18 protein-coding genes and 3 tRNA genes are annotated in these 22,036 nt (G+C 59.7%); 9 read left to right on the top strand and 12 right to left on the bottom strand.

All coding sequences use genetic code 11. The annotated features are described in order from the left end of the window. Positions 1-3: 3 nt before the first annotated feature. Genes REH34_RS23070 through REH34_RS23060 form a run of 3 tightly spaced genes read left to right on the top strand, consistent with a single transcriptional unit; the run spans position 4 to position 3,713 of the window. Entirely contained in the window at positions 4-1,080 is a 1,077-nt protein-coding gene (locus tag REH34_RS23070) for a microcin C ABC transporter permease YejB (RefSeq protein ID WP_311969271.1), read from the top strand. Position 1,081: 1 nt separating this feature from the next. Continuing rightward, the gene (locus REH34_RS23065; protein ID WP_226503558.1) at positions 1,082-2,101 is read left to right on the top strand and encodes an ABC transporter permease; all 1,020 of its coding nucleotides are present in this window, start codon (positions 1,082-1,084) and stop codon (positions 2,099-2,101) included. 1 nt (position 2,102) lies between these two features. Then, complete coding sequence (locus REH34_RS23060; protein WP_311969270.1) at positions 2,103-3,713, top strand: ABC transporter ATP-binding protein; 1,611 nt, start codon at positions 2,103-2,105, stop codon at positions 3,711-3,713. Positions 3,714-3,858: 145 nt separating this feature from the next. Here the strand turns inward: REH34_RS23060 and REH34_RS23055 are convergent, their stop codons facing one another. The 6 genes from REH34_RS23055 to tig all read right to left on the bottom strand — a co-directional run bounded on the left by REH34_RS23055 (position 3,859) and on the right by tig (position 12,364). Further along, positions 3,859-5,733, bottom strand: a complete 1,875-nt coding sequence (locus REH34_RS23055) for a SurA N-terminal domain-containing protein (RefSeq protein WP_311969269.1) — start codon at positions 5,731-5,733, stop codon at positions 3,859-3,861. Positions 5,734-5,957: 224 nt separating this feature from the next. Beyond that, positions 5,958-6,230 (bottom strand): HU family DNA-binding protein, encoded by a 273-nt coding sequence (locus tag REH34_RS23050; RefSeq protein WP_065986445.1) that lies wholly within the window; start codon positions 6,228-6,230, stop codon positions 5,958-5,960. A gap of 152 nt (positions 6,231-6,382) precedes the next feature. Then, positions 6,383-8,779, bottom strand: a complete 2,397-nt coding sequence (lon, locus tag REH34_RS23045; RefSeq protein ID WP_226503555.1) for an endopeptidase La — start codon at positions 8,777-8,779, stop codon at positions 6,383-6,385. A 150-nt stretch (positions 8,780-8,929) separates the two neighbouring features. Continuing rightward, positions 8,930-10,213: an ATP-dependent Clp protease ATP-binding subunit ClpX gene (gene clpX, locus REH34_RS23040; protein ID WP_226503554.1), complete on the bottom strand. Its 1,284-nt coding sequence runs from the start codon at positions 10,211-10,213 to the stop codon at positions 8,930-8,932. A 112-nt stretch (positions 10,214-10,325) separates the two neighbouring features. Further along, positions 10,326-10,961: an ATP-dependent Clp endopeptidase proteolytic subunit ClpP gene (gene clpP, locus REH34_RS23035; protein ID WP_226503553.1), complete on the bottom strand. Its 636-nt coding sequence runs from the start codon at positions 10,959-10,961 to the stop codon at positions 10,326-10,328. Between the two features lie 92 nt (positions 10,962-11,053). Continuing rightward, the gene (gene tig / locus REH34_RS23030) at positions 11,054-12,364 is read right to left on the bottom strand and encodes a trigger factor (RefSeq protein ID WP_226503552.1); all 1,311 of its coding nucleotides are present in this window, start codon (positions 12,362-12,364) and stop codon (positions 11,054-11,056) included. A gap of 385 nt (positions 12,365-12,749) precedes the next feature. Between tig and lpxO the strand changes: the two genes are divergently transcribed. Next, positions 12,750-13,649, top strand: a complete 900-nt coding sequence (lpxO, locus tag REH34_RS23025) for a lipid A hydroxylase LpxO (RefSeq protein ID WP_311972140.1) — start codon at positions 12,750-12,752, stop codon at positions 13,647-13,649. A 278-nt stretch (positions 13,650-13,927) separates the two neighbouring features. On the opposite strand, the gene REH34_RS23020 is transcribed toward lpxO, so the two are convergent. The 3 genes from REH34_RS23020 to REH34_RS23010 form a co-directional block, all read right to left on the bottom strand. Then, positions 13,928-14,012, bottom strand: a tRNA-Leu gene (locus tag REH34_RS23020). A gap of 61 nt (positions 14,013-14,073) precedes the next feature. Continuing rightward, a tRNA-His gene (locus REH34_RS23015) sits at positions 14,074-14,149 on the bottom strand. Positions 14,150-14,182: 33 nt separating this feature from the next. Continuing rightward, positions 14,183-14,259: transfer RNA gene (locus REH34_RS23010), tRNA-Arg, on the bottom strand. 283 nt (positions 14,260-14,542) lie between these two features. On the opposite strand from REH34_RS23010, the gene folD reads away from it, so the two are divergent. Next, on the top strand, positions 14,543-15,400 hold the full coding sequence (gene folD, locus REH34_RS23005) for a bifunctional methylenetetrahydrofolate dehydrogenase/methenyltetrahydrofolate cyclohydrolase FolD (protein WP_311969268.1): 858 nt from the start codon (positions 14,543-14,545) through the stop codon (positions 15,398-15,400). A gap of 95 nt (positions 15,401-15,495) precedes the next feature. On the opposite strand, the gene cysS is transcribed toward folD, so the two are convergent. Beyond that, on the bottom strand, positions 15,496-16,878 hold the full coding sequence (cysS, locus tag REH34_RS23000; protein ID WP_311969267.1) for a cysteine--tRNA ligase: 1,383 nt from the start codon (positions 16,876-16,878) through the stop codon (positions 15,496-15,498). A gap of 9 nt (positions 16,879-16,887) precedes the next feature. Next, the gene (locus REH34_RS22995) at positions 16,888-18,594 is read right to left on the bottom strand and encodes a glutamine--tRNA ligase/YqeY domain fusion protein (RefSeq protein ID WP_311969266.1); all 1,707 of its coding nucleotides are present in this window, start codon (positions 18,592-18,594) and stop codon (positions 16,888-16,890) included. Between the two features lie 214 nt (positions 18,595-18,808). Here REH34_RS22995 and REH34_RS22990 point away from each other — a divergent pair, with 214 nt between their 5' ends. Together REH34_RS22990 and lpxH are read left to right on the top strand one after the other, a co-directional pair. Beyond that, a complete protein-coding gene (locus REH34_RS22990; RefSeq protein WP_226503547.1) occupies positions 18,809-19,312 on the top strand; it encodes a peptidylprolyl isomerase in 504 nt (167 codons plus the stop codon). Continuing rightward, a complete protein-coding gene (lpxH, locus tag REH34_RS22985) occupies positions 19,309-20,085 on the top strand; it encodes a UDP-2,3-diacylglucosamine diphosphatase (RefSeq protein ID WP_311969265.1) in 777 nt (258 codons plus the stop codon). The genes REH34_RS22990 and lpxH overlap by 4 nt, the downstream gene beginning before the upstream one ends. On the opposite strand, the gene REH34_RS22980 is transcribed toward lpxH, so the two are convergent. Continuing rightward, positions 19,998-20,840: a substrate-binding periplasmic protein gene (locus tag REH34_RS22980; protein ID WP_409373163.1), complete on the bottom strand. Its 843-nt coding sequence runs from the start codon at positions 20,838-20,840 to the stop codon at positions 19,998-20,000. The two genes, lpxH and REH34_RS22980, sit on opposite strands and share 88 nt — an antisense overlap. A 222-nt stretch (positions 20,841-21,062) precedes the next feature. Here REH34_RS22980 and REH34_RS22975 point away from each other — a divergent pair, with 222 nt between their 5' ends. Both REH34_RS22975 and REH34_RS22970 read left to right on the top strand, forming a co-directional pair. Further along, on the top strand, positions 21,063-21,620 hold the full coding sequence (locus REH34_RS22975) for an exonuclease domain-containing protein (protein WP_226503545.1): 558 nt from the start codon (positions 21,063-21,065) through the stop codon (positions 21,618-21,620). Positions 21,621-21,681: 61 nt separating this feature from the next. Continuing rightward, entirely contained in the window at positions 21,682-21,966 is a 285-nt protein-coding gene (locus tag REH34_RS22970) for a pyrimidine/purine nucleoside phosphorylase (protein ID WP_226503544.1), read from the top strand. Positions 21,967-22,036: the final 70 nt, after the last annotated feature.

Below are 22,036 nucleotides of genomic sequence, written 5' to 3'. Positions count from 1 at the left end.
CCGATGGCGGCTTATATCCTGCGGCGCCTGCTGCTGATCATTCCTACCCTGCTCGGCATCATCATCATCAATTTCGTGATCATCCAGGCCGCGCCTGGCGGCCCTGTGGAACAAGCCATCGCCCGGATCGAGGGTTTCAAGGGTGCCACCAGTCGCATTGGCGGCGGCGCCAGCGAGGCGGCCAGCGGCAGCGCGTCAAGCTACCGCGGCGCGCAAGGCCTGGACCCGGAACTGGTGAAAGAAATCGAGCACATGTACGGATTCGACAAATCGGCGCCGGAACGCTTGTGGATCATGATCAAGAACTACGCGCACTTTGACTTCGGCAACAGCTTCTTCCGTGATGCCAAGGTCATCGACCTGATCGCCGAGAAGCTCCCAGTGTCGATCTCGCTGGGGCTGTGGAGCACCTTGATCATGTACCTGGTGTCGATCCCGCTGGGCATCGCCAAGGCCACCCGACATGGCAGCGCGTTCGACGTGTGGAGCAGCTCGGCGATCATCGTCGGCTACGCCATCCCGGCCTTTCTGTTCGCCATCCTGCTGATCGTGGTGTTCGCCGGCGGCAGTTACTGGGACTGGTTCCCGCTGCGCGGGCTGACCTCGGACAACTTCGCGCAGTTGAGCTGGGCCGGCAAGATCGGCGATTATTTCTGGCACCTGGCCCTACCGATCACCGCGCTGGTGATCGGCAACTTCGCGACCATGACGTTGCTGACCAAGAACAGCTTCCTCGACGAGATCGGCAAACAATACGTGATCACCGCCAAGGCCAAGGGCCTGAGCAACCGTCGCGTGCTCTACGGCCACCTGTTCCGCAACGCGATGCTGTTGGTGATTGCGGGCTTCCCATCGGCGTTCATCAGCATCTTCTTCACCGGCTCGTTGCTGGTCGAAGTGATCTTCTCGCTCGATGGCCTGGGCCTGATGAGCTTTGAATCGGCGATGAACCGCGATTATCCCGTGGTGTTCGGCAGCCTGTTCATCTTTACTCTGATCGGCCTGCTGGTGAAGCTGATCGGCGACCTCACCTACTCGCTGGTCGATCCTCGCATCGACTTCGACAGCAGGAAGCATTGAGATGACGCTATCCCCTCTTAACCGGCGCCGTTTCGAACGCTTCAAGGCACACAAGCGCGGCTGGTGGTCACTGTGGATCTTCCTGGTGCTGTTCGGCCTGAGCCTGGGCGCCGAGCTGATCGCCAACGACAAGCCGCTGGCGGTACGCTACGACGGCGCATGGTATTTCCCGGCCCTGAAGCGTTACCCCGAGACCGCCTTCGGTGGCGAATTCCCCCTGGAACCCAACTACAAGAGCCCGTACATACAGTCGTTGTTCAAGGCCAAAGACAGCTGGCAGTTATGGGCGCCAGTGCCGTTCAGCTACCAGAGCATCAACTATGACCTGCGTGTGCCCGCGCCGGCGCCACCCTCGGCGGACAATTGGCTCGGGACCGACGACCAAGGCCGCGATGTCCTGGCACGGGTCATCTACGGCTTCCGGATCTCGGTGCTGTTCGCCCTGACGCTGACGGTGGCGAGCTCGATCATCGGTGTCATCGCCGGGGCCTTGCAGGGCTTCTATGGTGGCTGGGTCGACCTGGCCGGGCAGCGCTTTCTGGAAATCTGGTCGGGTTTGCCGGTGCTCTATCTGCTGATCATCCTCGGCAGTTTCGTGCAGCCCAATTTCTGGTGGCTGCTGGGCATCATGCTGCTGTTTTCATGGATGAGCCTGGTAGACGTGGTGCGCGCCGAGTTTCTGCGCGGGCGCAACCTGGAATACGTGCGTGCGGCTCGCGCCCTGGGCATGCAGGACGGCGGCATCATGTTTCGGCACATCCTCCCGAACGCCATGGTTTCGACCATGACGTTCATGCCGTTCATCCTCACCGGCGCCATCGGCACCCTCACTGCACTGGACTTTCTCGGCTTCGGCTTGCCGGCCGGGGCACCGTCGCTGGGCGAGTTGGTGGCCCAGGCCAAGGACAATCTGCAAGCGCCCTGGCTGGGCATCAGTGCCTTCACCGTGCTGGCGGTGATGCTCAGCCTGCTGGTATTCATCGGCGAGGCTGCCCGTGACGCCTTCGACCCCAGGAAATGACATGAGCCAGGACAATCTGCTGGAAATACGCGACTTGGCGGTGGAGTTCGTCAACGGCGACGCCTGCCAACGTGCCGTCGAAGGCATCAGCTTCGATATCCGTCGCGGCGAAACCCTGGCGCTGGTGGGCGAGAGCGGCTCAGGCAAGTCGGTCACCGCGCATTCCATCCTGCGCCTGCTGCCCTATCCCCAAGCACGCCACCCCACGGGCAGCATCCACTACGAAGGGCACGACCTGCTGACGCTGGACGAAAAGAAGCTGCAGCACATCCGCGGCAACCGCATCGCCATGATCTTTCAGGAGCCGATGACTTCGCTCAACCCACTGCACACCCTCGAAAAGCAGATTGGCGAAGTCTTGGCCCTGCACAAGGGTATCGTCGGCAAGGCGGCATTGGCTCGCACTCTGGAGCTGCTCGAACTGGTGGGTATCGCCGAACCGCATAAACGCCTGAAGGCCCTGCCCCACCAGCTATCCGGGGGCCAGCGGCAACGGGTGATGATCGCCATGGCCTTGGCCAACGAGCCCGAACTGCTGATTGCCGACGAGCCGACCACGGCGCTCGACGTTACCGTGCAGTTGAAGATCCTCGAGCTGCTCAAATCGTTGCAGGCGCGCTTGGGTATGGCGCTGCTGTTGATCAGCCATGACCTCAATCTGGTCAGGCGCGTGGCGCAGCGGGTCTGCGTGATGCAACGCGGGCGCATCGTCGAACAAGCAGACTGCGAAACCCTGTTCTGCGCCCCCCAGCACCCCTACACCTGCGAGTTGCTAGGCGCCGAACCCCGTGGCGAGCCAGCACACAATCAGGTCGGCGCGCCGATGTTGCAGGTGCAGGATCTGCGGGTGTGGTTCCCGGTCAAGAAAGGCTTTTTCGGTGGCACCACCGAGCACCTCAAAGCCGTGGATGGTATCGATTTCACCCTGCACCAAGGGCAGACTCTGGGTATCGTCGGAGAGAGCGGCTCGGGCAAATCGACGTTGGGCCTGGCGATCTTGCGGCTGATTGCCAGCCAAGGCAGCATTCGCTTCAAGGGCCAGGCGATCGACAGTCTTGCCCGTGAGCAGGTGCGTCCGCTGCGCCGCCAGATACAGGTGGTGTTCCAGGACCCCTACGGCAGCCTGAGCCCGCGCATGAGCGTGGGGCAGATCGTCGGTGAGGGCTTGCGCATTCATGGCGTGGGAACGCCTGAAGAGCAGCAGGAGGCCATCATTGACGTGCTGCGAGAGGTGGGGCTCGATCCCGACACTCGGCATCGCTATCCCCATGAGTTTTCCGGCGGCCAGCGCCAACGGATCGCCATTGCCCGGGCACTGGTGCTCAAGCCTGAACTGATTCTGCTGGACGAACCGACCTCGGCGCTCGACCGTACCGTGCAACGTCAGGTGGTTGAGCTGCTGCGCAGCCTGCAGCAGCGCCACAACCTCACGTACCTGTTCATCAGCCACGACCTGGCGGTGATCAAAGCTTTGAGCCATCAGCTGATGGTGGTCAAGCACGGCAAGGTGGTGGAGCAAGGGGATGCCGATGCGGTATTCAGCAACCCGCAGCATGCCTATACCCAGCAACTGCTGGAGGCGGCGTTTCTATGTGGCCACACGGTTGTGTAGCGCGGTGGCTTCCCGCCGACTGGCGGCGTCGCGGGTAGAATGAGGTCGTCAGCAAGATTTTCGCAGGCAAGCCTCCTCGTTACAGAAACCAAAAAAAACCGCCGGGTTCACACCCGGCGGTTTTTTTGTTTGCCGCTGACTGCGCTTAGTAGCGCTTCACGTCAGCTTTGGCTTCCAGCAGCTTGCGGTAGGCGGCAAAGTCCTCCTGGCCGGCACGGGAAGCGAGGAAGCGACGATAAGAGGCTTTCTCTTCATCCGAAGGCGCCGCGCCCTGATTGACGCCGTTGAGGCGCAATACCACGACACTGCCGTCCGACAAGGTCACGCTGCTGTACACAGGCTTGTCCTTGTCAGTGGGCTTGACCATGCGGAACACGGCTTGCAGCTCTACCGGGTCGATACCGTCCTGACTGCGGCTAGCCGCTTCGATCACTTTCCAGGACTGACCCTCCTGAGCCGCAGTCGATGCGATCTTGCCGTCGCGCAGGCCGGCAATCAGCGCTTCGCTCTTGGCTTTGAGTGCCTCGGTGGCGTGCTGCTTGGCCAGCTCGGAACGAATACCATCGGCCACTGCGGTCAATGGCAGTTGCTCAGGCTTGCGGTGCTCCTTGACGCGCACCACTACGGTGGTTTCCGGATCGAGCTCGATCGCGGCGCTGTTAGCGCCTTCATCCAGGACTTCCTGGCTGAACGCCGCCTGCATCACCTGACGGCTGGCAGTAATGCCTTCCGTACCGCCCTCACGCCCTACCGGTTGCGAAGTCTGCACCTTCAAGCCGAGGTCCGAAGCAGGCTTCGCCAGGTCGGAAGCCTCATAAGCGGAGTCCTGAAGCTTCTTGCTGGCATCGACGTACAGCTGTTCGACCTGCTGGGATTTCAGCTCGTTGGTGAGCTTGTCCTTGAGGCTGGCGAATGTCGGTACATCAGGAGCCTGCACGCCCAGCAACTTGATCAAGTGCCAGCCGAACTGAGTCTTGACCGGGGCCGAGACCTCGCCCTGCTTGAGCGCATACAGCGACGTCTCGAATGCAGGATCGTAGACACCTTCACCGGCGTAGCCCAGATCGCCGCCGTTCTTCGCCGAACCTGGATCCTGCGAGAACTCCTTGGCCAGCGCAGCGAAATCTTCGCCCTTGGCCAGGCGCGCCTGAATCTCTTCGATCTTGGCTTTGGCCTGGGCATCGGTCGTCTTGGCGTTGACTTCGATAAGGATGTGCGCGGCTCGGCGCTGTTCGGCAAGGTTGGCGGTTTCTTTCTGGTACAACGCCTGCAACGCGTCGTTGTCGACCTTGACCTGATCGAAGAACGCCGACTTCTTCAGCTCCACGTAGTCCAGCACCACTTGATCGGGGCTCATGAACTGCTTGGTGTGCTGATCGTACTGCGCCTTGATTTCGTCATCGGTGACCTTGGCGGTCGCCGGATCTGCCTTGAAGGTCAGGGAAGCGAAATCGCGGGTCTGTTTTTCCAGACGGGCGAACGCCAGCACCTGATCATCGGTCACGAAGCTGCTGCCCGCCAGACCGGCGCGCAATTGACCAATGAGCATCTCGTCGGCCAGCATCTGACGGAATTGCAGACGCCCGAAGCCCATTTGCTTGATCACTTGATCGAAGCGGTCAGGGCTGAATTTGCCATCGACCTGAAATTCCGGCGTTTGCAGCATGACCTGGTCAATAGCCGCTTCGGAGAAGGCAAACTTGGAATCAGAGGCACCCTGCAACAGCAGCTTGCGATCGATCAAGCCCTTGAGAGCCGATTCGCGCAGCATCTTGTCGTCCAGCATCGCCGGATCGAAATCCTTGCCCAGTTGTTGCAGCAGCTGGCGCCGTTGCATTTCTATCGCCTGGTTCAGGTCGGCGGTGCTGATCTCGTCGCCGTTGACCTTCGCGGCATCGTCGCTATGACTGGTGGCGCGGAAGATGGCATCGAAGCCCGTCAATGCCATCAGGCAGACGATGACACCAATGATAGTTTTGGCAATCCAGCCTTGTGAATTGTCCCTGATGTTTTGCAGCATGCGTCCCCCAGAAACGGTCGTGCACAATTACCAACCGCGGAGCGTGGGTAGAATCCGGATAGAAGAAAGGCGCATCCGAGGATGCGCCTTCTCGTAACTGGCGAAGCGGATGGGTTCAACCTGCGAACCTCGGTGTCCGGCTGGATCTCGCGATCCACCGGCCTACCGCTCCGCTGCCAGGACGGGATTACTCCCGCCCTAGCCAGGCAAGGCGATGAAGAAGCTTAGTTGACGGCTTCTTTGAGTGCTTTACCGGCTTTGAAGCCTGGCTTTTTGGCCGCAGGGATTTCCAGTGTCTTACCGGTCTGTGGATTGCGGCCGGTACGGGCTGGGCGATCAGTTACAGAGAAAGTACCGAAGCCGACCAGAACCACCGAGTCGCCACCTTTCAGGGCGCCAGTGACGGATTCGATGACTGCATCCAGCGCACGGCCGGCAGCAGCTTTCGGGATATCAGCGGATGCAGCGATAGCATCAATCAGTTCCGACTTGTTCACTCTAAGTCCCCTTATATCTCTATTAAGTTATTTCTAAGTATGTATTCGACACAGAAAAACCGGGTGCCGGGCGGACTCCCCGACACAAAAAGAGCCGCTTTATATCAAGGGCTCTAAAAATCTGTCAAGGAAGCCTCCCGGACAAATGCGTGCTAGTGCGTACTGATCCTTTCCTTGGCATCAGAATCGCGCTTTTCATCCTTTGCAACTATCTCGGGAGCCACATCGGGCAAGGGCTCCGGCGCGTATTGCAGCGCAATTTGCAGGACTTCGTCAATCCATTTAACGGGTTTGATCTGAAGATCCTGCTTGATGTTGTCCGGAATCTCTTTCAAGTCACGCACGTTCTCTTCCGGAATGATCACGGTCTTGATGCCACCGCGATGCGCCGCGAGAAGTTTTTCCTTCAATCCACCGATTGCCAGTACCTGCCCGCGCAAAGTGATTTCACCCGTCATGGCGACATCGGCGCGTACAGGGATCTGGGTAAGGGCCGACACCAGGGCCGTGCACATGCCCACGCCCGCGCTAGGGCCGTCTTTGGGCGTCGCCCCTTCCGGCATATGGATGTGCACGTCGCGCTTCTCGTGGAAGTCTGCAGGGATGCCCAGGCTACGGGCACGACTGCGGACCACAGTGAGCGCGGCGGTGATGGATTCGACCATCACGTCGCCCAGCGAACCGGTCTTGATCAACTGCCCCTTGCCGGGCACTACGGCGGACTCGATGGTGAGCAATTCGCCACCGACCTGAGTCCAGGCCAGGCCAGTCACTTGGCCGATCTGATCCTGCTGTTCGGCCAGGCCGTAGCGGAATTTGCGCACACCGAGCAACGCTTCGAGCGAATCGGCACCAACGACCACGGAGAACTTCTTGGTATTGGAGTGCTCCTTGACGACTTTGCGGCACACCTTGGCGATCTGCCGCTCCAGCCCACGTACACCGGCTTCACGGGTGTAGTAGCGGATGATGTCGCGAATCGCCTCGACCTCGATCTCCAGCTCGCCCTTTTTCAGGCCGTTGGTCTGAATCTGCTTGGGCGACAGGTACTTGGTGGCGATGTTGATCTTTTCGTCTTCGGTGTAGCCCGGCAGGCGAATCACTTCCATGCGGTCCAGCAGCGCAGGCGGGATGTTCATGGAGTTCGAGGTGCACAGGAACATCACGTCGGACAGGTCGTAGTCGACCTCGAGGTAGTGGTCGTTGAAGTTGTGGTTCTGCTCGGGGTCGAGCACCTCCAGCAACGCCGACGCCGGATCGCCGCGCATGTCGCTGCCCATCTTGTCGATCTCGTCGAGCAGGAACAGCGGGTTGCGGACGCCTACTTTGGTCATCTTTTGAATCAATCTTCCTGGCATCGAACCGATGTAGGTCCGGCGATGGCCACGAATTTCAGCTTCATCACGCACACCACCCAGGGCCATGCGCACGAATTTACGATTGGTGGCGCTGGCGATCGACTCCGCCAGGGAGGTTTTACCCACACCAGGAGGACCGACCAGGCACAGCACCGGGCCGCGAATCTTTTTCACGCGCTTTTGCACGGCGAGGTATTCGAGGATACGTTCCTTCACCTCTTCCAGACCGTAGTGGTCGGCATCGAGGATCTCTTCGGCGCGGGCCAGGTCCAGGCGCACCTTGCTCTGCGCTTTCCACGGCACCTGCACCAGCCAGTCGATATAGGTACGTACCACGGTGGCTTCAGCCGACATCGGCGACATCTGCTTGAGCTTGTTCAGCTCTGCATTGGCCTTGGTCAGAGCGTCCTTGGGCAGGCCAGCGGCATCGATGCGCTTTTTCAGCTCTTCGACTTCGTTGTGCCCTTCGTCGCTGTCGCCGAGTTCTTTCTGAATGGCCTTCATCTGCTCATTCAGGTAGTACTCGCGCTGGCTTCGCTCCATTTGCTTCTTGACCCGACCGCGAATGCGTTTTTCGACCTGCAACAGGTCGATCTCGCCATCCAGCAACGCCAGGACGTGCTCTACCCGGGCGGGCAGATCGATAATTTCGAGGATTTCCTGCTTCTGCTCGATCTTCAGCGCCATGTGCGCAGCCATGGTGTCGACCAGGCGACCCGGCTCATCGATGCTGTTGAGGGAGGACAGGACTTCCGCCGGGACTTTCTTGCCCAGCTGCACATACTGCTCGAACTGCGAGAGCAGGCTGCGTACAAAAACTTCGGACTCGCGGTCAGCGGCAACGGTCTCGTCGATCAGCGCCACTTCGGCGCGGCAATGGCCGTCTACCTCCATGTAACGCTCGACGGTACCGCGCTGCTCGCCTTCGACCAGCACCTTGACGGTGCCATCGGGCAGCTTGAGCAACTGCAGGACAGTAGCGATGGTACCCACACGATACAGTGCGTCTTCACCCGGATCATCGTCCGCAGGATTGCGCTGTGCCAGCAGCAAGATCTGCTTCTCGCCTGTCATCGCGGCTTCCAGAGCCTCGATCGACTTCTCGCGCCCCACGAACAGCGGGATAACCATATGCGGATATACCACGACATCACGCAACGGCAAGAGAGGCAATTCAATGGTTGTCTTCATGATTTCGCCTCTTCAGCGGCCATGGGCCGCACACAGATGGAATTGGGTCTGAAACCAATGTGGGGGCATGCCCCAAAAAAAACAAGCGCTGGGCTCAGGAAAAAGAAAGGGGCCCGAAGGCCCCTTCTGTTTTCCACGCTGTACCGCAGGTTATGCGTCAGGTGCTGCCTTGGCAGGCGGCTCGCTGTTTTCGTAGATAAGCAACGGCTTGGAGGTACCGGCAATCACGCTTTCGTCGATCACCACCTTGCTGACGTCGGTCTGCGAAGGAATCTCGTACATGGTGTCGAGCAGCACACCTTCGAGAATCGAGCGCAGGCCACGTGCACCGGTCTTGCGCTCGAGCGCGCGGCGAGCCACGGACTTGAGTGCATCGGTACGAAACTCGAGGTCGACACCTTCCATTTCGAACAGCTTGCTGTACTGCTTGGTCAGGGCATTTTTCGGCTCGGTAAGAATCTGCATCAACGCAGCCTCATCGAGTTCGTCCAAAGTCGCCAGTACCGGCAAACGGCCGACGAATTCCGGGATCAGACCGAACTTGACCAAATCGTCAGGCTCGACTTCACGCAGGGACTCGCCCACCTTCTTGCCCTCCTCCTTGCTGCGGACTTCGGCGCCGAAGCCGATGCCGCCCTTGGTGGAGCGATTCTGGATGACCTTTTCGAGGCCCGAGAAGGCGCCACCGCAAATGAACAAGATGTTACGGGTATCGACCTGCAGGAATTCCTGCTGAGGGTGTTTGCGACCGCCTTGTGGAGGCACGGAAGCCACGGTCCCTTCGATCAACTTGAGCAACGCCTGCTGCACGCCTTCGCCCGATACATCGCGGGTGATGGACGGGTTGTCCGATTTGCGCGAGATCTTGTCGATCTCGTCGATGTAGACGATACCCATCTGGGCCTTCTCGACATCGTAGTCGCACTTCTGCAGCAGCTTCTGAATGATGTTCTCGACGTCCTCGCCGACATAACCCGCTTCGGTAAGCGTGGTGGCGTCAGCGATGGTGAATGGCACGTTGAGCAGACGAGCGAGGGTTTCAGCCAGGAGCGTCTTGCCCGAACCGGTAGGTCCGATCAGCAGGATGTTGCTCTTGCCAAGCTCGACGTCGTCGTTCTTCTTGTCACGCTGGTTGAGGCGCTTGTAGTGGTTGTAGACAGCCACCGCCAGGACCTTCTTCGCGCGCTCCTGACCGATCACATACTGGTCGAGGATGCCGCTGATTTCCTTGGGGGACGGCAATTTGTGCGCGCTGCTCTCTGCCTGGGCTTCTTGCACCTCCTCGCGGATGATGTCGTTGCACAGGTCGACGCACTCGTCGCAGATAAAGACGGAGGGGCCGGCAATCAATTTGCGCACTTCATGCTGGCTTTTGCCACAGAAGGAGCAATAGAGCAGCTTGCCGTTGTCCTCGCCGTTGCGGGTGTCAGTCATTCGTTCGATCCAAATCCGATAGGCTTGCAACACAAGATGAAGGCTATTGCGAGCTTTTTCAAGCCCGCTGGCGGTCAGACTCGCCGACCGGCCCTATTTTGAGCTGCTTGAGTTAAGCAGGGCGCTTTTCGATCACTTCGTCGATCAAGCCGTAATCACGGGCAGCTTCGGCACTCATGAAATTGTCGCGGTTGGTATCGCGCTCGATTTCTTCGAGGGTTTTCCCGCTGTGCTTGGCCATCAGCTTGTTCAGGCGCTCGCGAATGAAGAGGATTTCCTTGGCATGGATTTCGATATCCGACGCCTGCCCCTGGAAACCGCCCAGTGGCTGGTGAATCATCACGCGCGAGTTTGGCAGGCAGTAACGCTTGCCTTCGGCACCGGCAGTGAGCAGGAACGCACCCATGCTGCACGCTTGGCCGATACATGTGGTCGACACGTTTGGCTTGATGAACTGCATGGTGTCGTAGATCGACATGCCTGCGGTCACCGAACCACCCGGGGAGTTGATGTAAAGATGGATGTCCTTGTCCGGGTTTTCCGCTTCAAGGAACAGCAGTTGCGCGCAGATCAGGTTGGCCATGTAGTCCTCTACCGGACCAACCAGAAAGATCACTCGCTCCTTGAGGAGGCGCGAGTAGATGTCATAGGCGCGTTCGCCACGAGCAGATTGCTCGACAACCATCGGGACCAGGCCGCCAGCGGCCTGGGTATCAGAGTTCTGCTGAATATACGAATTACGGAACATGCTCTGCAGTTACTCCCAAATAGTCATGTCTTGAATACGCATAAGCCAGCGCGAGGCTGGCTTATGGGTGTATTTTCAAACGAGTGGAACGATCAGTCGGCTTGTGCTGCTTCAGCCGGTTTGACCGCTTCTTCGTAAGAGACCGCGTTATCGGTCACCTTAGCCTTCTGCAGAACAGTATCCACAACTTGCTCTTCCAGCACAACCGAACGCACTTCGTTCAGCTGCTGGTCATTTTTGTAGTACCAGGCTACAACCTGCTCTGGCTCCTGGTAGGCAGAGGCCATTTCCTGGATCAGCTCGCGAACGCGGGCTTCGTCAGGCTTGAGGTCGTGCTGCTTGACCACCTCGGCGACGATCAGGCCCAGCACCACACGGCGCTTGGCTTGCTCTTCGAACAGCTCGGCCGGCAGTTGGTCAGGCTTGATGTTGCCACCGAACTGCTGAACGGCCTGCACGCGCAGACGATCGACTTCGTTGGACAGCAGCGCCTTGGGCACTTCGATCGGGTTACCCTCGACCAGACCGTCCATGACCTGGTTCTTGACCTTGGTCTTGATCGCCTGGCGCAGCTCGCGCTCCATGTTCTTGCGAACTTCGGTGCGGAAGCCGTCGATACCGGTTTCCTTGATGCCGAACTGATTGAAGAAGGCTTCGTTCAGTTCAGGCAGGGTCGGAGCGGCCACGGCGGTGACGGTCACGGTGAACTCGGCGGCTTTGTTGGCCAGGTCGAGGTTCTGGTAGTTTTCCGGGAAGGTCAGGTTCAGAACGCGCTCTTCACCGGCCTTGGCGCCGACCAGGCCGTCTTCGAAGCCAGGGATCATGCGGCCCGAACCCAGTACCAGCTGAGTGCCGGTAGCGGAACCGCCAGCGAAAGCTTCGCCGTCAACCTTGCCGACGAAGTCGATGGTGACCTGGTCGTCGTTGGCAGCAGCACGGTCGACCGCTTCATAACGGACGTTCTGCTTGCGCAGGATCTCGAGCATGTTGTCGAGGTCGGCATCTTTCACTTCGGCGCTCAGGCGCTCGACGCTGATGGCTTCAAAACCGGCGACCGCGAACTCAGGGAAGACTTCGAAAGTCGCGATGTATTCCAGGTCCTTGCCTTTTTCGAATACTTTTGGCTCTACCGCAGGAGCGCCAGCCGGGTTCAGCTTCTGCTCGACTACGGCTTCATAGAACGAAGCCTGGATGACATTACCCAATGCTTCCTGGCGTGCGTCGGCCTCATAGCGCTGACGGATGACGCTCATTGGCACCTTGCCAGGACGAAAGCCCGCGATTTTTGCATTGCGGGCGGTCTGTTGCAGACGCTTGTTGACTTCGGCCTCAATGCGCTCGGCAGGCACGCCAATGGTCATGCGGCGCTCGAGAGCGGAAGTGTTTTCAACAGAAACTTGCATGGATTTTCCTCGTTGCACAGACGTTAGCCGGCCATTTCCGACCCCAGATCAAGGGCAAGCATTCTAGTGGGTCAATCGCAAGAAGTCACCCTGCCCGACAAAGACGACTCCGGCGAGCGCCTGGACGACCGTGACGCTCAAGCAAAAACACCTGAAACACCCACCCCCAAGGCCCATTCCTTGCGCCAAGTCATTGTTACACAAGCAGTAAAGCTACCTTACGGTTTGACGGCTGGCGCGCAACCGGGCGATTTTGATATCGTCCAAAAGGCAACACTACTCAGACCTGATGTCCGCGCCGCGGCAAAACATCCGCTTACGGCCACACATTCAGCGCTCTTTCTCGATGTTTCCTGCCTCAGGACGGCTACAGCCCGAATCTCACATGAAAGCCATTATTGTCATCGCCTTCGTTCTGTCGGTCGCCTACATCCATTTGCGTGGGCGCGTCAGGCACAAACTGAGCCGTCAGCTAAGTGACCACTCCACCGTGCTCGCCCCAGTCAACAGCTTCCTTTATCTGTTCTCGCGGCTGCCCAACCGGCCGTACCTGAGCACAGCGGACTTTCCTGATCTCGCCCCGCTGCAGACGCACTGGGAAGAAATCCGCGCTGAAGGCCTGGCGCTCATGCGCCAGGGGGAAATCAAGCGCTCCGACCAGTTCAACGACGTTGGCTTCAACTCGTTCTTCAAAACTGGCTGGAAGCGTTTCTACCTGAAATGGTACGGCGACCATCATCCTTCAGCGACCAAACTATGCCCGCGCACCACCGAACTGCTACAGCAGATTGGCTCAGTAAAGGCGGCGATGTTCGCCGAACTGCCGCCAGGCTCGCGCCTGGTCCGACATCGGGACCCCTACGCAGGCTCTTATCGCTATCATCTCGGACTGGACACGCCGAACGATCCGGGCTGCCATATCAATGTCGATGGCGAAAGCTATTACTGGCGCGATGGCGAGGCGGTGATGTTCGATGAGACTTACATTCATTACGCCGAGAACACCACCGATCGCAATCGCCTGATCCTGTTCTGCGACATCGAGCGCCCCCTGAAATACCGCTGGGCGGCCGCTTTCAATCGCTGGTTCAGCCGCAATGTGATGTCGGCGGCGGCAGCGCCGAACTCAAGCGAGGACAGCACCGGCGCAATCAACCGCCTGTTCAGCCGTATCTATAAAGTGCGCCTGCGCGGCAAGGCCATGAAAAAGACCAATCGCACACGCTATTACCTGGAGAAATGGGCAGTGGTGGCAGTGCTGATCGCGTTTTTTATCTGGATCTGACCCAATCCACCCCCAAAAAAAAACCCGCCTCGGCGGGTTTTTTCATGATCTGTGTATCTGCGCCCCGCCCGAAGTCAGGCCAAGGCATCAGCGAAGCGTTCGGCCTACTGCAGATTGGTGGAACGCAGCTTGGCGGGGCTTCTGTGCCTGATGGAGCGCGCTACGATCCATAGCGTCTTCATATGCATCCCTTCTCACAGACCCGAAATCAAGGCGAAAAAAAGCCCCGATCTTGGAGCCGTGAGGCCTCAGGAATTCGGGGCTTGCTTTCTACTGACTGGTGCGGACGGAGAGACTCGAACTCTCACACCTTTCGGCGCTGGAACCTAAATCCAGTGTGTCTACCAATTCCACCACATCCGCGGTAAAGCTTTTAAAACAAAGGCGCCGGATTCGTTAAAATCAGGCGCCTTCTTTTCGAATATGGGGTGGACGATGGGGATCGAACCCACGACAACAGGAGTCACAATCCTGTGCTCTACCAACTGAGCTACGCCCACCATATTGCATTTACCTGTGCCAAAGCTGCCTAATGGCGCACCCGGCAGGACTCGAACCTGCGACCATCCGCTTAGAAGGCGGATGCTCTATCCAGCTGAGCTACGGGCGCTTATTTGATAGACGTTCCGAAGAGCGAAAATCAAGAGCTTTAGCAAACCTGATCGAGCTGTTGAAGCCTCAACCCTGTCGACCTGTTTAACCAGTGCTAGGCCCTGCCCGACAAGTGCGACGAATGTTATAGGCGAGCCGAAAGGTCGTCAACTCTTTTTTAAAAAAAACTGATTTTATTTAAGGGGTTAGCGGAATATGCAGACCAAGCGCCTTTGCCCTCGGCCTGTGACATGCGAGAATGCGCGCACATTTTTCTCCCTCTTCATGGTTAATCACGCGTCATGACTGCACTACTTATCGACGGCAAGGCAATCGCCGCCAGCCTGCGCCAGCAGATCGCTCATCGTGTCGACGAGCGCCGCCAGCAAGGGCTGCGCACTCCGGGCCTGGCAGTGATACTGGTGGGCACCGACCCAGCCTCTCAGGTCTACGTGTCGCACAAGCGCAAGGATTGCGAAGAGGTCGGTTTCCTGTCCCAGGCATACGACCTGCCCAGCGAGACGACTCAGCAGGCCCTGACCGAACTGATCGACCGCCTCAACGATGACGCCAATATAGATGGCATCCTGCTGCAACTGCCGCTGCCAGCCCATCTGGATGCCTCGTTGCTGCTCGAACGCATCCGCCCGGACAAAGACGTCGATGGTTTCCATCCTTACAACGTCGGCCGCCTGGCGCAGCGCATTCCACTGCTGCGCCCATGCACACCCAAAGGCATCATGACCCTGCTGGCGAGCACCGGTCAGGATCTGTACGGGATGAACGCCGTGGTGGTGGGTGCCTCCAACATCGTCGGTCGGCCGATGGCCATGGAACTGCTGCTGGCGGGCTGCACCGTCACCGTGACGCACCGCTTCACCCAGGACCTGGCCGGCCATGTCGGACGCGCCGACCTGGTGGTGGTCGCTGCCGGCAAGCCGGGGCTGGTCAAGGGGGAATGGATCAAGGAAGGCGCGATCGTGATCGACGTCGGCATCAATCGTCAGGCCGACGGCAAGCTGGTCGGTGACGTGGTGTACGAAACCGCCCTGCCCCGTGCTGGCTGGATCACGCCCGTACCGGGTGGCGTCGGGCCGATGACCCGCGCCTGCTTGCTGGAAAATACCTTGTACGCCGCAGAGACCCTGCACGCGGAGTAACGCACGCCTATGTCGAAGCGGGCTCTGCCCGCGAAGCCGTTAACAGCTTCGCGGGCAGAGCCCGCTTCCAAAGTGCCAAGGCGCGTGTCTGCGAATCAGTCCGCCAACCGCCAGGTCGTGCCGCCTTTACTGTCTTCAAGCACGACGCCCAATGCAGTCAGCTCATCACGGATCCGGTCCGACTCAGCCCAGTTCTTGCCTGCACGGGCAGCCAGACGCGCCTCGATCAATGCCTCGACCTGCTCGGCATCGACCCGACCTTCAGCGCCCGCCTTGAGAAAGTCCTCGGCATCCATCTGCAACACGCCCAGCACTCCTGCCAGCTCGCGCAACCGCGCTGCCAGCCCGGCCGCCGCCACCTCGTCGCCCTCGCGCAGACGATTGATTTCGCGCACCATGTCGAACAGCACCGCACAGGCCTCCGGCGTACCGAAGTCGTCGTTCATCGCCTGAGTGAAGCGCTCGATATACGACTGCCCGCCGACCGGCTCTACACGGGGTAACCCGCGCAGGGCATGGTAGAAGCGTTCCAGAGCGCCTTTGGATTCCTTCAGGCTGTCCTCGGAATAGTTGATCGAGCTGCGATAGTGGCTCGATACCAGCAGGTAGCGCACCACTTCTGGGTGATACTTTTCCAGCACGTCGCGGATGGTGAAGAAGTTGTTCAACGACTTGGACATCTTCTCGCCATTGATGCGGATCATCCCGCAATGCATCCAGGCGTTGGCGTACGGCTTGCCGGTGGCCGCCTCGCTCTGGGCGATTTCGTTCTCGTGATGCGGGAACTCCAGATCATTGCCTCCGCCGTGGATGTCGAAGGTGTCACCCAGGCAGCAGGTCGACATCACCGAGCACTCGATGTGCCAGCCCGGACGCCCAGGGCCCCAAGGCGATTCCCAACTCGGCTCGCCGGGTTTGACGCCCTTCCACAGGACGAAATCCAGCGGATCGTGCTTGGCCTCGTCGACCTCGATACGGGCACCGATGCGCAAATCTTCAATCTTCTTGCGCGACAGTTTGCCGTAGCCGACGAACTTGCCGACCCGGTAATAGACATCGCCGTTGCCCGGCGCGTAGGCGTAGTCCTTGTCGACCAGGGTCTGGATCATGGCGTGCATGCCAGGGATATGATCGGTGGCACGCGGCTCCAGGTCCGGTGGCAGGATGTTGAGGCGTGCTTCGTCTTCGTGCATCGCGTCGATCATGCGCGCGGTCAGGGTGTCGAACGTCTCGCCATTGTCCCGCGCACGGTTGATGATCTTGTCATCGATGTCGGTGATGTTGCGCACATACGTCAGCTCGTAGCCGCTGAAACGCAGCCAGCGGGTGACCAGATCGAAGGCGACCATGCTGCGACCGTGGCCCAGGTGGCAGAAGTCGTACACGGTCATGCCGCACACGTACATCCGCACCTTGTTGCCATCCAGCGGTTTGAAGACTTCTTTGCTCTTGGTGAGCGTGTTGTAAATGGTCAGCACGACGGATCCTTAGCTCTGGCCCCACGAATCACGCAGGGTAACGGTACGGTTGAATACCGGACGACCGGGTTGCGAGTCTTTCAGGTCGGCGCAGAAATAACCTTCGCGCTCGAACTGGAAGCGGTCTTCCGGCGCGGCGTTCGCCAACGACGGCTCGGCACGACAACCGCTGAGCACCAGCAGGGATTCGGGGTTGATGTTGTCCAGGAAAGTCTGGCCTTCGGCGGCCTTTTCCGGGTTCGGCGAGCGGAACAGGCGCTCGTACAGGCGCACTTCGCACTCGACGCTGGCGGCGGCCGGCACCCAGTGGATCACGCCCTTGACCTTGCGACCCTCGGGGTTCTTGCCCAGGGTGTCAGGATCGTAGGAGCAGCGCAGCTCGATGATGTTGCCGTCGGCATCCTTGACGGCCTCGTCGGCGCGGATCACGTAGCTGCCACGCAGGCGCACTTCACCGCCCGGCTCGAGGCGCTTGTAGCCTTTTGGCGGCTCCTCCATGAAGTCGTCGCGGTCGATATAGATCTCCCGCTCGAACGGCAAGGCGCGCACGCCCATGTCTTCCTTGGGGTGGCGCGGCAGCTCGAGGTGTTCGACCTGGCCTTGCGGATAATTGGTGATCACTACCTTGAGCGGGCGCAGCACGCACATGGCGCGTGGCGCGTTACGGTCGAGGTCGTCACGGATGCTGAATTCGAGCATGCCGAAATCCACCACGCCGTCGGAACGGTTGGTGCCGATCATTTCGCAGAAGCTGCGGATCGCCTCAGGCGTGTAGCCACGACGGCGGAAACCGCTGAGCGTGGACATGCGCGGGTCATCCCAACCGCTGACGTGCTTCTCGTCCACCAACTGCTTGAGCTTGCGCTTGCTGGTCACGGTGTAGCTCAGGTTGAGGCGCGAGAACTCGTACTGGCGCGGCTTGGACGGCACCGACAGGTTGTCGAGGAACCAGTCGTACAGCGGGCGATGGCCTTCGAATTCCAGGGTGCAGATCGAATGGGTGATGCCTTCGATGGCGTCCGACTGACCGTGGGTGAAGTCATAGTTGGGGTAGATGCACCACTTGTCGCCGGTCTGGTGGTGATGGGCGTGACGGATGCGGTACAGGATCGGGTCGCGCAGGTTCATGTTCGGCGAGGCCATGTCGATCTTGGCACGCAGCACGCGGGCGCCGTCGGCGAATTCGCCGGCCTTCATGCGCGCGAACAGGTCCAGGCTCTCTTCGACCGAACGCTCGCGGAACGGGCTGTTCTTGCCAGGCTCGGTGAGGTTGCCGCGGTATTCGCGGGCCTGCTCGGGGGTGAGGTCGTCGACATAGGCCAGGCCAGCCTTGATCAGCTCGACCGCCCAGTCGTGCAACTGGTCGAAATACTGCGAGGCATAGCGCTCTTCACCGGCCCACTGGAAGCCCAGCCACTGGATGTCGGCCTTGATGGAGTCGATGTACTCCTGGTCTTCCTTGGCCGGGTTGGTGTCGTCGAAGCGCAGGTTGCACTGGCCGCCGAACTCCTGGGCAAGGCCGAAGTTGACGCAGATCGACTTGGCGTGGCCAATGTGCAGGTAGCCGTTGGGCTCAGGCGGAAAACGCGTGACGATGCCGGTGTGCTTGCCCGAATCCAGGTCAGCCTGCACGATCGGGCGCAGGAAGTTGGTCGGGACGGCAGGGCCGGCCTTGGCGGCGGCGTTGGGAGCGGTGTCGGCAGTAGGCTTGCTCATGGGATCCTTGAACGATGCGAGTGCGCGGCCAGGGTAGGCCGACCAAATCAAAGCCCGTATCATAGCCCAAGCGCTCCGGCACCTGACAGGCCGCGGCCGACAATCTGACGCCTTATTGCGCGACAAGCGGAAAAAACCGCCGCCAAAAGCGTATCCCGAACGCTAGACTGCGCGTCAGCACTACTGAATTCTTCAACAAGAGCGAATTTTCCCAATGACTCAAGTCAAACTCAACACCAACCACGGCGCTATCGTCATTGAACTGAATGCCGAAAAAGCCCCGATCACCGTGGCCAACTTCATCGAATACGTGAAGGCCGGTCATTACAGCAACACCGTGTTCCACCGCGTCATCGGCAACTTCATGATCCAGGGCGGCGGTTTCGAGCCAGGCATGCAGGAAAAGAAAGACAAGCGCCCAAGCATCCAGAACGAAGCCGATAACGGCCTGGAAAACAACAAGTACACCGTCGCCATGGCCCGCACCATGGAGCCGCATTCGGCCTCGGCGCAGTTCTTCATCAACGTTGGCGACAACAGTTTCCTCAACCACACCGCCAAGAACACCCAGGGCTGGGGCTATGCGGTGTTCGGTAAGGTCACCGAAGGCACTGAGGTCGTCGACGCGATCAAGGGTGTGAAGACTTCTGGCAAGAACGGCCACCAGGACGTTCCAGTCGAAGACGTTGTCATCGAAAGCGCCGAGATCATTGAGTGATACTGCTGATCTCCGATCTGCACCTGCAAGAAGAACGCCCGGACATTACCCGGGCGTTTCTTGACTTCCTCGCTGGCCGCGCCCGCGCGGCCAGCGCGTTGTATATCCTCGGCGACTTTTTCGAAGCCTGGATCGGCGACGACGCCATGACGCCCTATCAACGGTCCATCTGCGCCGCGCTGCGGTCGTTGGCGGACAGCGGCGTGACCATTTTCCTCATGCACGGCAACCGCGACTTTCTGTTGGGCAAGGCGTTCTGCAAGGCGGCGGGCTGCACCCTGCTGGAGGACCCGACCCGGGTCGACTTCAACGGTCAGCCGGTGCTGCTGATGCACGGCGACAGCCTGTGCACCCGTGACGAAGCCTATATGCGCCTGCGGCGCTATTTGCGCCATCCCATCACCTTGTGGATATTGCGCCACCTGCCGCTGCGCACGCGCCACAAGCTCGCGCGCAAGCTGCGTAGCGAAAGCAAGGCGCAGACGCGCATGAAAGCCAACGACATCGTCGATGTCACCGCCGAAGAAGTACCGCGGATCATGCAGCAATACGGCGTCGACACCCTGATTCACGGCCACACCCACCGCCCGGCGATTCACAAGCTGACGGTGGCCGACCAACCTGCCCGCATCGTGCTGGGAGACTGGGATCGGCAAGGCTGGGCGTTGCAGGTCGACGAACAAGGCTATTCGCTGGCAGCCTTCGATTTCGGCACAGACGTCATCGGGGCCGACAGGCCCGGCATCGGCAGCACCGAGATCCGCAACGGCTGAAATATGCGCTGCAAGTCGCCATTGGCATGCAACTGCTGGAAATACCCGCGCAGCGCCTCGGCACTGATCGGAGCGCCCGGGCGCAAGATCGCATAGTGGTGGTAGATCTGGTCGACGCGCTCGGACATCATCAGCTTGTCGGCCGCCTCGGGGTTGTGCGCCAGGTAGTCGGTCAGGAATGAGCGAGTGATGGGCGCGATGTCGACTCGCCCGCGCAGCACCATCAACAGGTTGCTGCCGTGGGAATAGGTCAGGGTCGCGTCGAAGTGGCTGGCCAGCCAGCTCGGATCGGCATCGAAACCGGCAAAGGCGTAGTGATAACCACTGAACAGCGCCAGACGCTTGCCGGCCAGGCTGTCGAAATACCCTTGACCTCGGCCGTCCTTGCGCAGCGCCACGAACACTTCGGCATCCTCCAGGCCCAGATCGACATTGATGTGGTCGATGTCCTGCCAGCCCCATTGCGGGTTCTCGAAGATGGCCAGGTCGATCCGCCCCTGCTTCAAGTCCTGGAAGCGCCGCGGCAAGGCGGTCGGCACCACGACGAAGTGGTAGACACTCTGCAATTGATTGAGCGCGGCCACCATCTCGGGCAGCAATCCGGTGTCGGCGCCGCCCTCCGGACGCACGGTATAGGGTGGAAAATGCGCGGCCCCGATGCGCACCTCTTGCTGTGCTACGGCAGGCAGGCTGAAGAAGGTCGCGGATAACCAGAACAGCGCAACTTGGGCGACACGCAGAGAGCTGAGCTGCACGAGAGGAACCTGGGCTAGAGTGAGGGCACTAAATCTAGGCGTTTTTATGGCGCCAGACAATATCAAAACGCCACAACCGTACTGATTCAGGAACGATAGTGCCGCGCTCCGGAGCGTGGCACAACACCCGATACACAACTGGCACAGGGAACTGCGGCTCGGGGCTAGGCTCTACGCTCAAGCAGCCTTATGATCCATCAGCCCATCGCCTTGGAGTGTGCCATGCCGTATTGGCTGGTTATCGATCTGGAAGCCACCACCGATGAGGGAGGCTGGCCGGTCGCCGAAATGGAAATCATCGAGCTGGGTGCCAGCCTGGTCAACCGCGATGGCCGTGAACTGGATCATTTCCAGCGGTTCGTGAAGCCACAGCGAAGGCCGCATCTGACCAGTTTCTGCCGCGAATTGACGCACATTTCCCAAGCCAACATCGATACGGCGGCGCCACTGCTGGAGGTCTGGCCGACCTTCGAACGTTGGCTGCAACGCTTCGCCGGCGAGATCGAAGCCTGGGTGAGCTGGGGTGACTACGATCGTCAGCAATTCGTGCTGGCCTGGCAACAGCACGGGATCGACAGCCTGCTGGCCAAAGTCCCTCATATCAACCTCAAGCAGCGCTTCGCCAAGGCTCGGAAGTTGCAGCGGCCCACGGGACTCAATACCGCCTTGCAACTGGCTGGCCTGCACTTCAACGGGCAGCAGCATCGCGCTCTGGAAGATGCCCGCAACACCGCTCGCTTGCTGCCGCTGGCATTGCCGGACCTGTTCAAAAGCGGATGACGGCCCCAGCCTCCTTGGGCATACTGGCCACCCTTTTGGCCCATCTACCCGGAGATGCCCCATGTTCAAAGTCAACGAATACTTCGATGGCACCGTGAAATCGATCGCTTTCGGTACCGCTGAAGGTCCGGCCACTGTCGGCGTGATGGCTCCTGGTGAATACGAATTCGGCACGGCTCAACGTGAAATCATGCATGTTGTGTCCGGGGCCCTGACCGTCAAGCTGCCAGATGGCAATGATTGGGAAGTGTTCGCGGCGGGCAGCAAGTTCAACGTACCGGCCAACAGCAAGTTCCAGCTGAAAGTCGAAGTCGATACCGCCTACCTGTGTGAATATCGCGACTGATGTGATGTCAGGTTGATGCGTATGGCCCCTACGCGCGCGCATTGCTCCCACAGTACAACCCGTTCTCGCG

Origin of the sequence: Pseudomonas baltica (genome assembly GCF_031880315.1) — a bacterium.
In the GTDB taxonomy this organism is placed as follows: Bacteria; Pseudomonadota; Gammaproteobacteria; order Pseudomonadales; family Pseudomonadaceae; genus Aquipseudomonas.
This window is presented reverse-complemented; position numbering and strand designations above follow the sequence as displayed.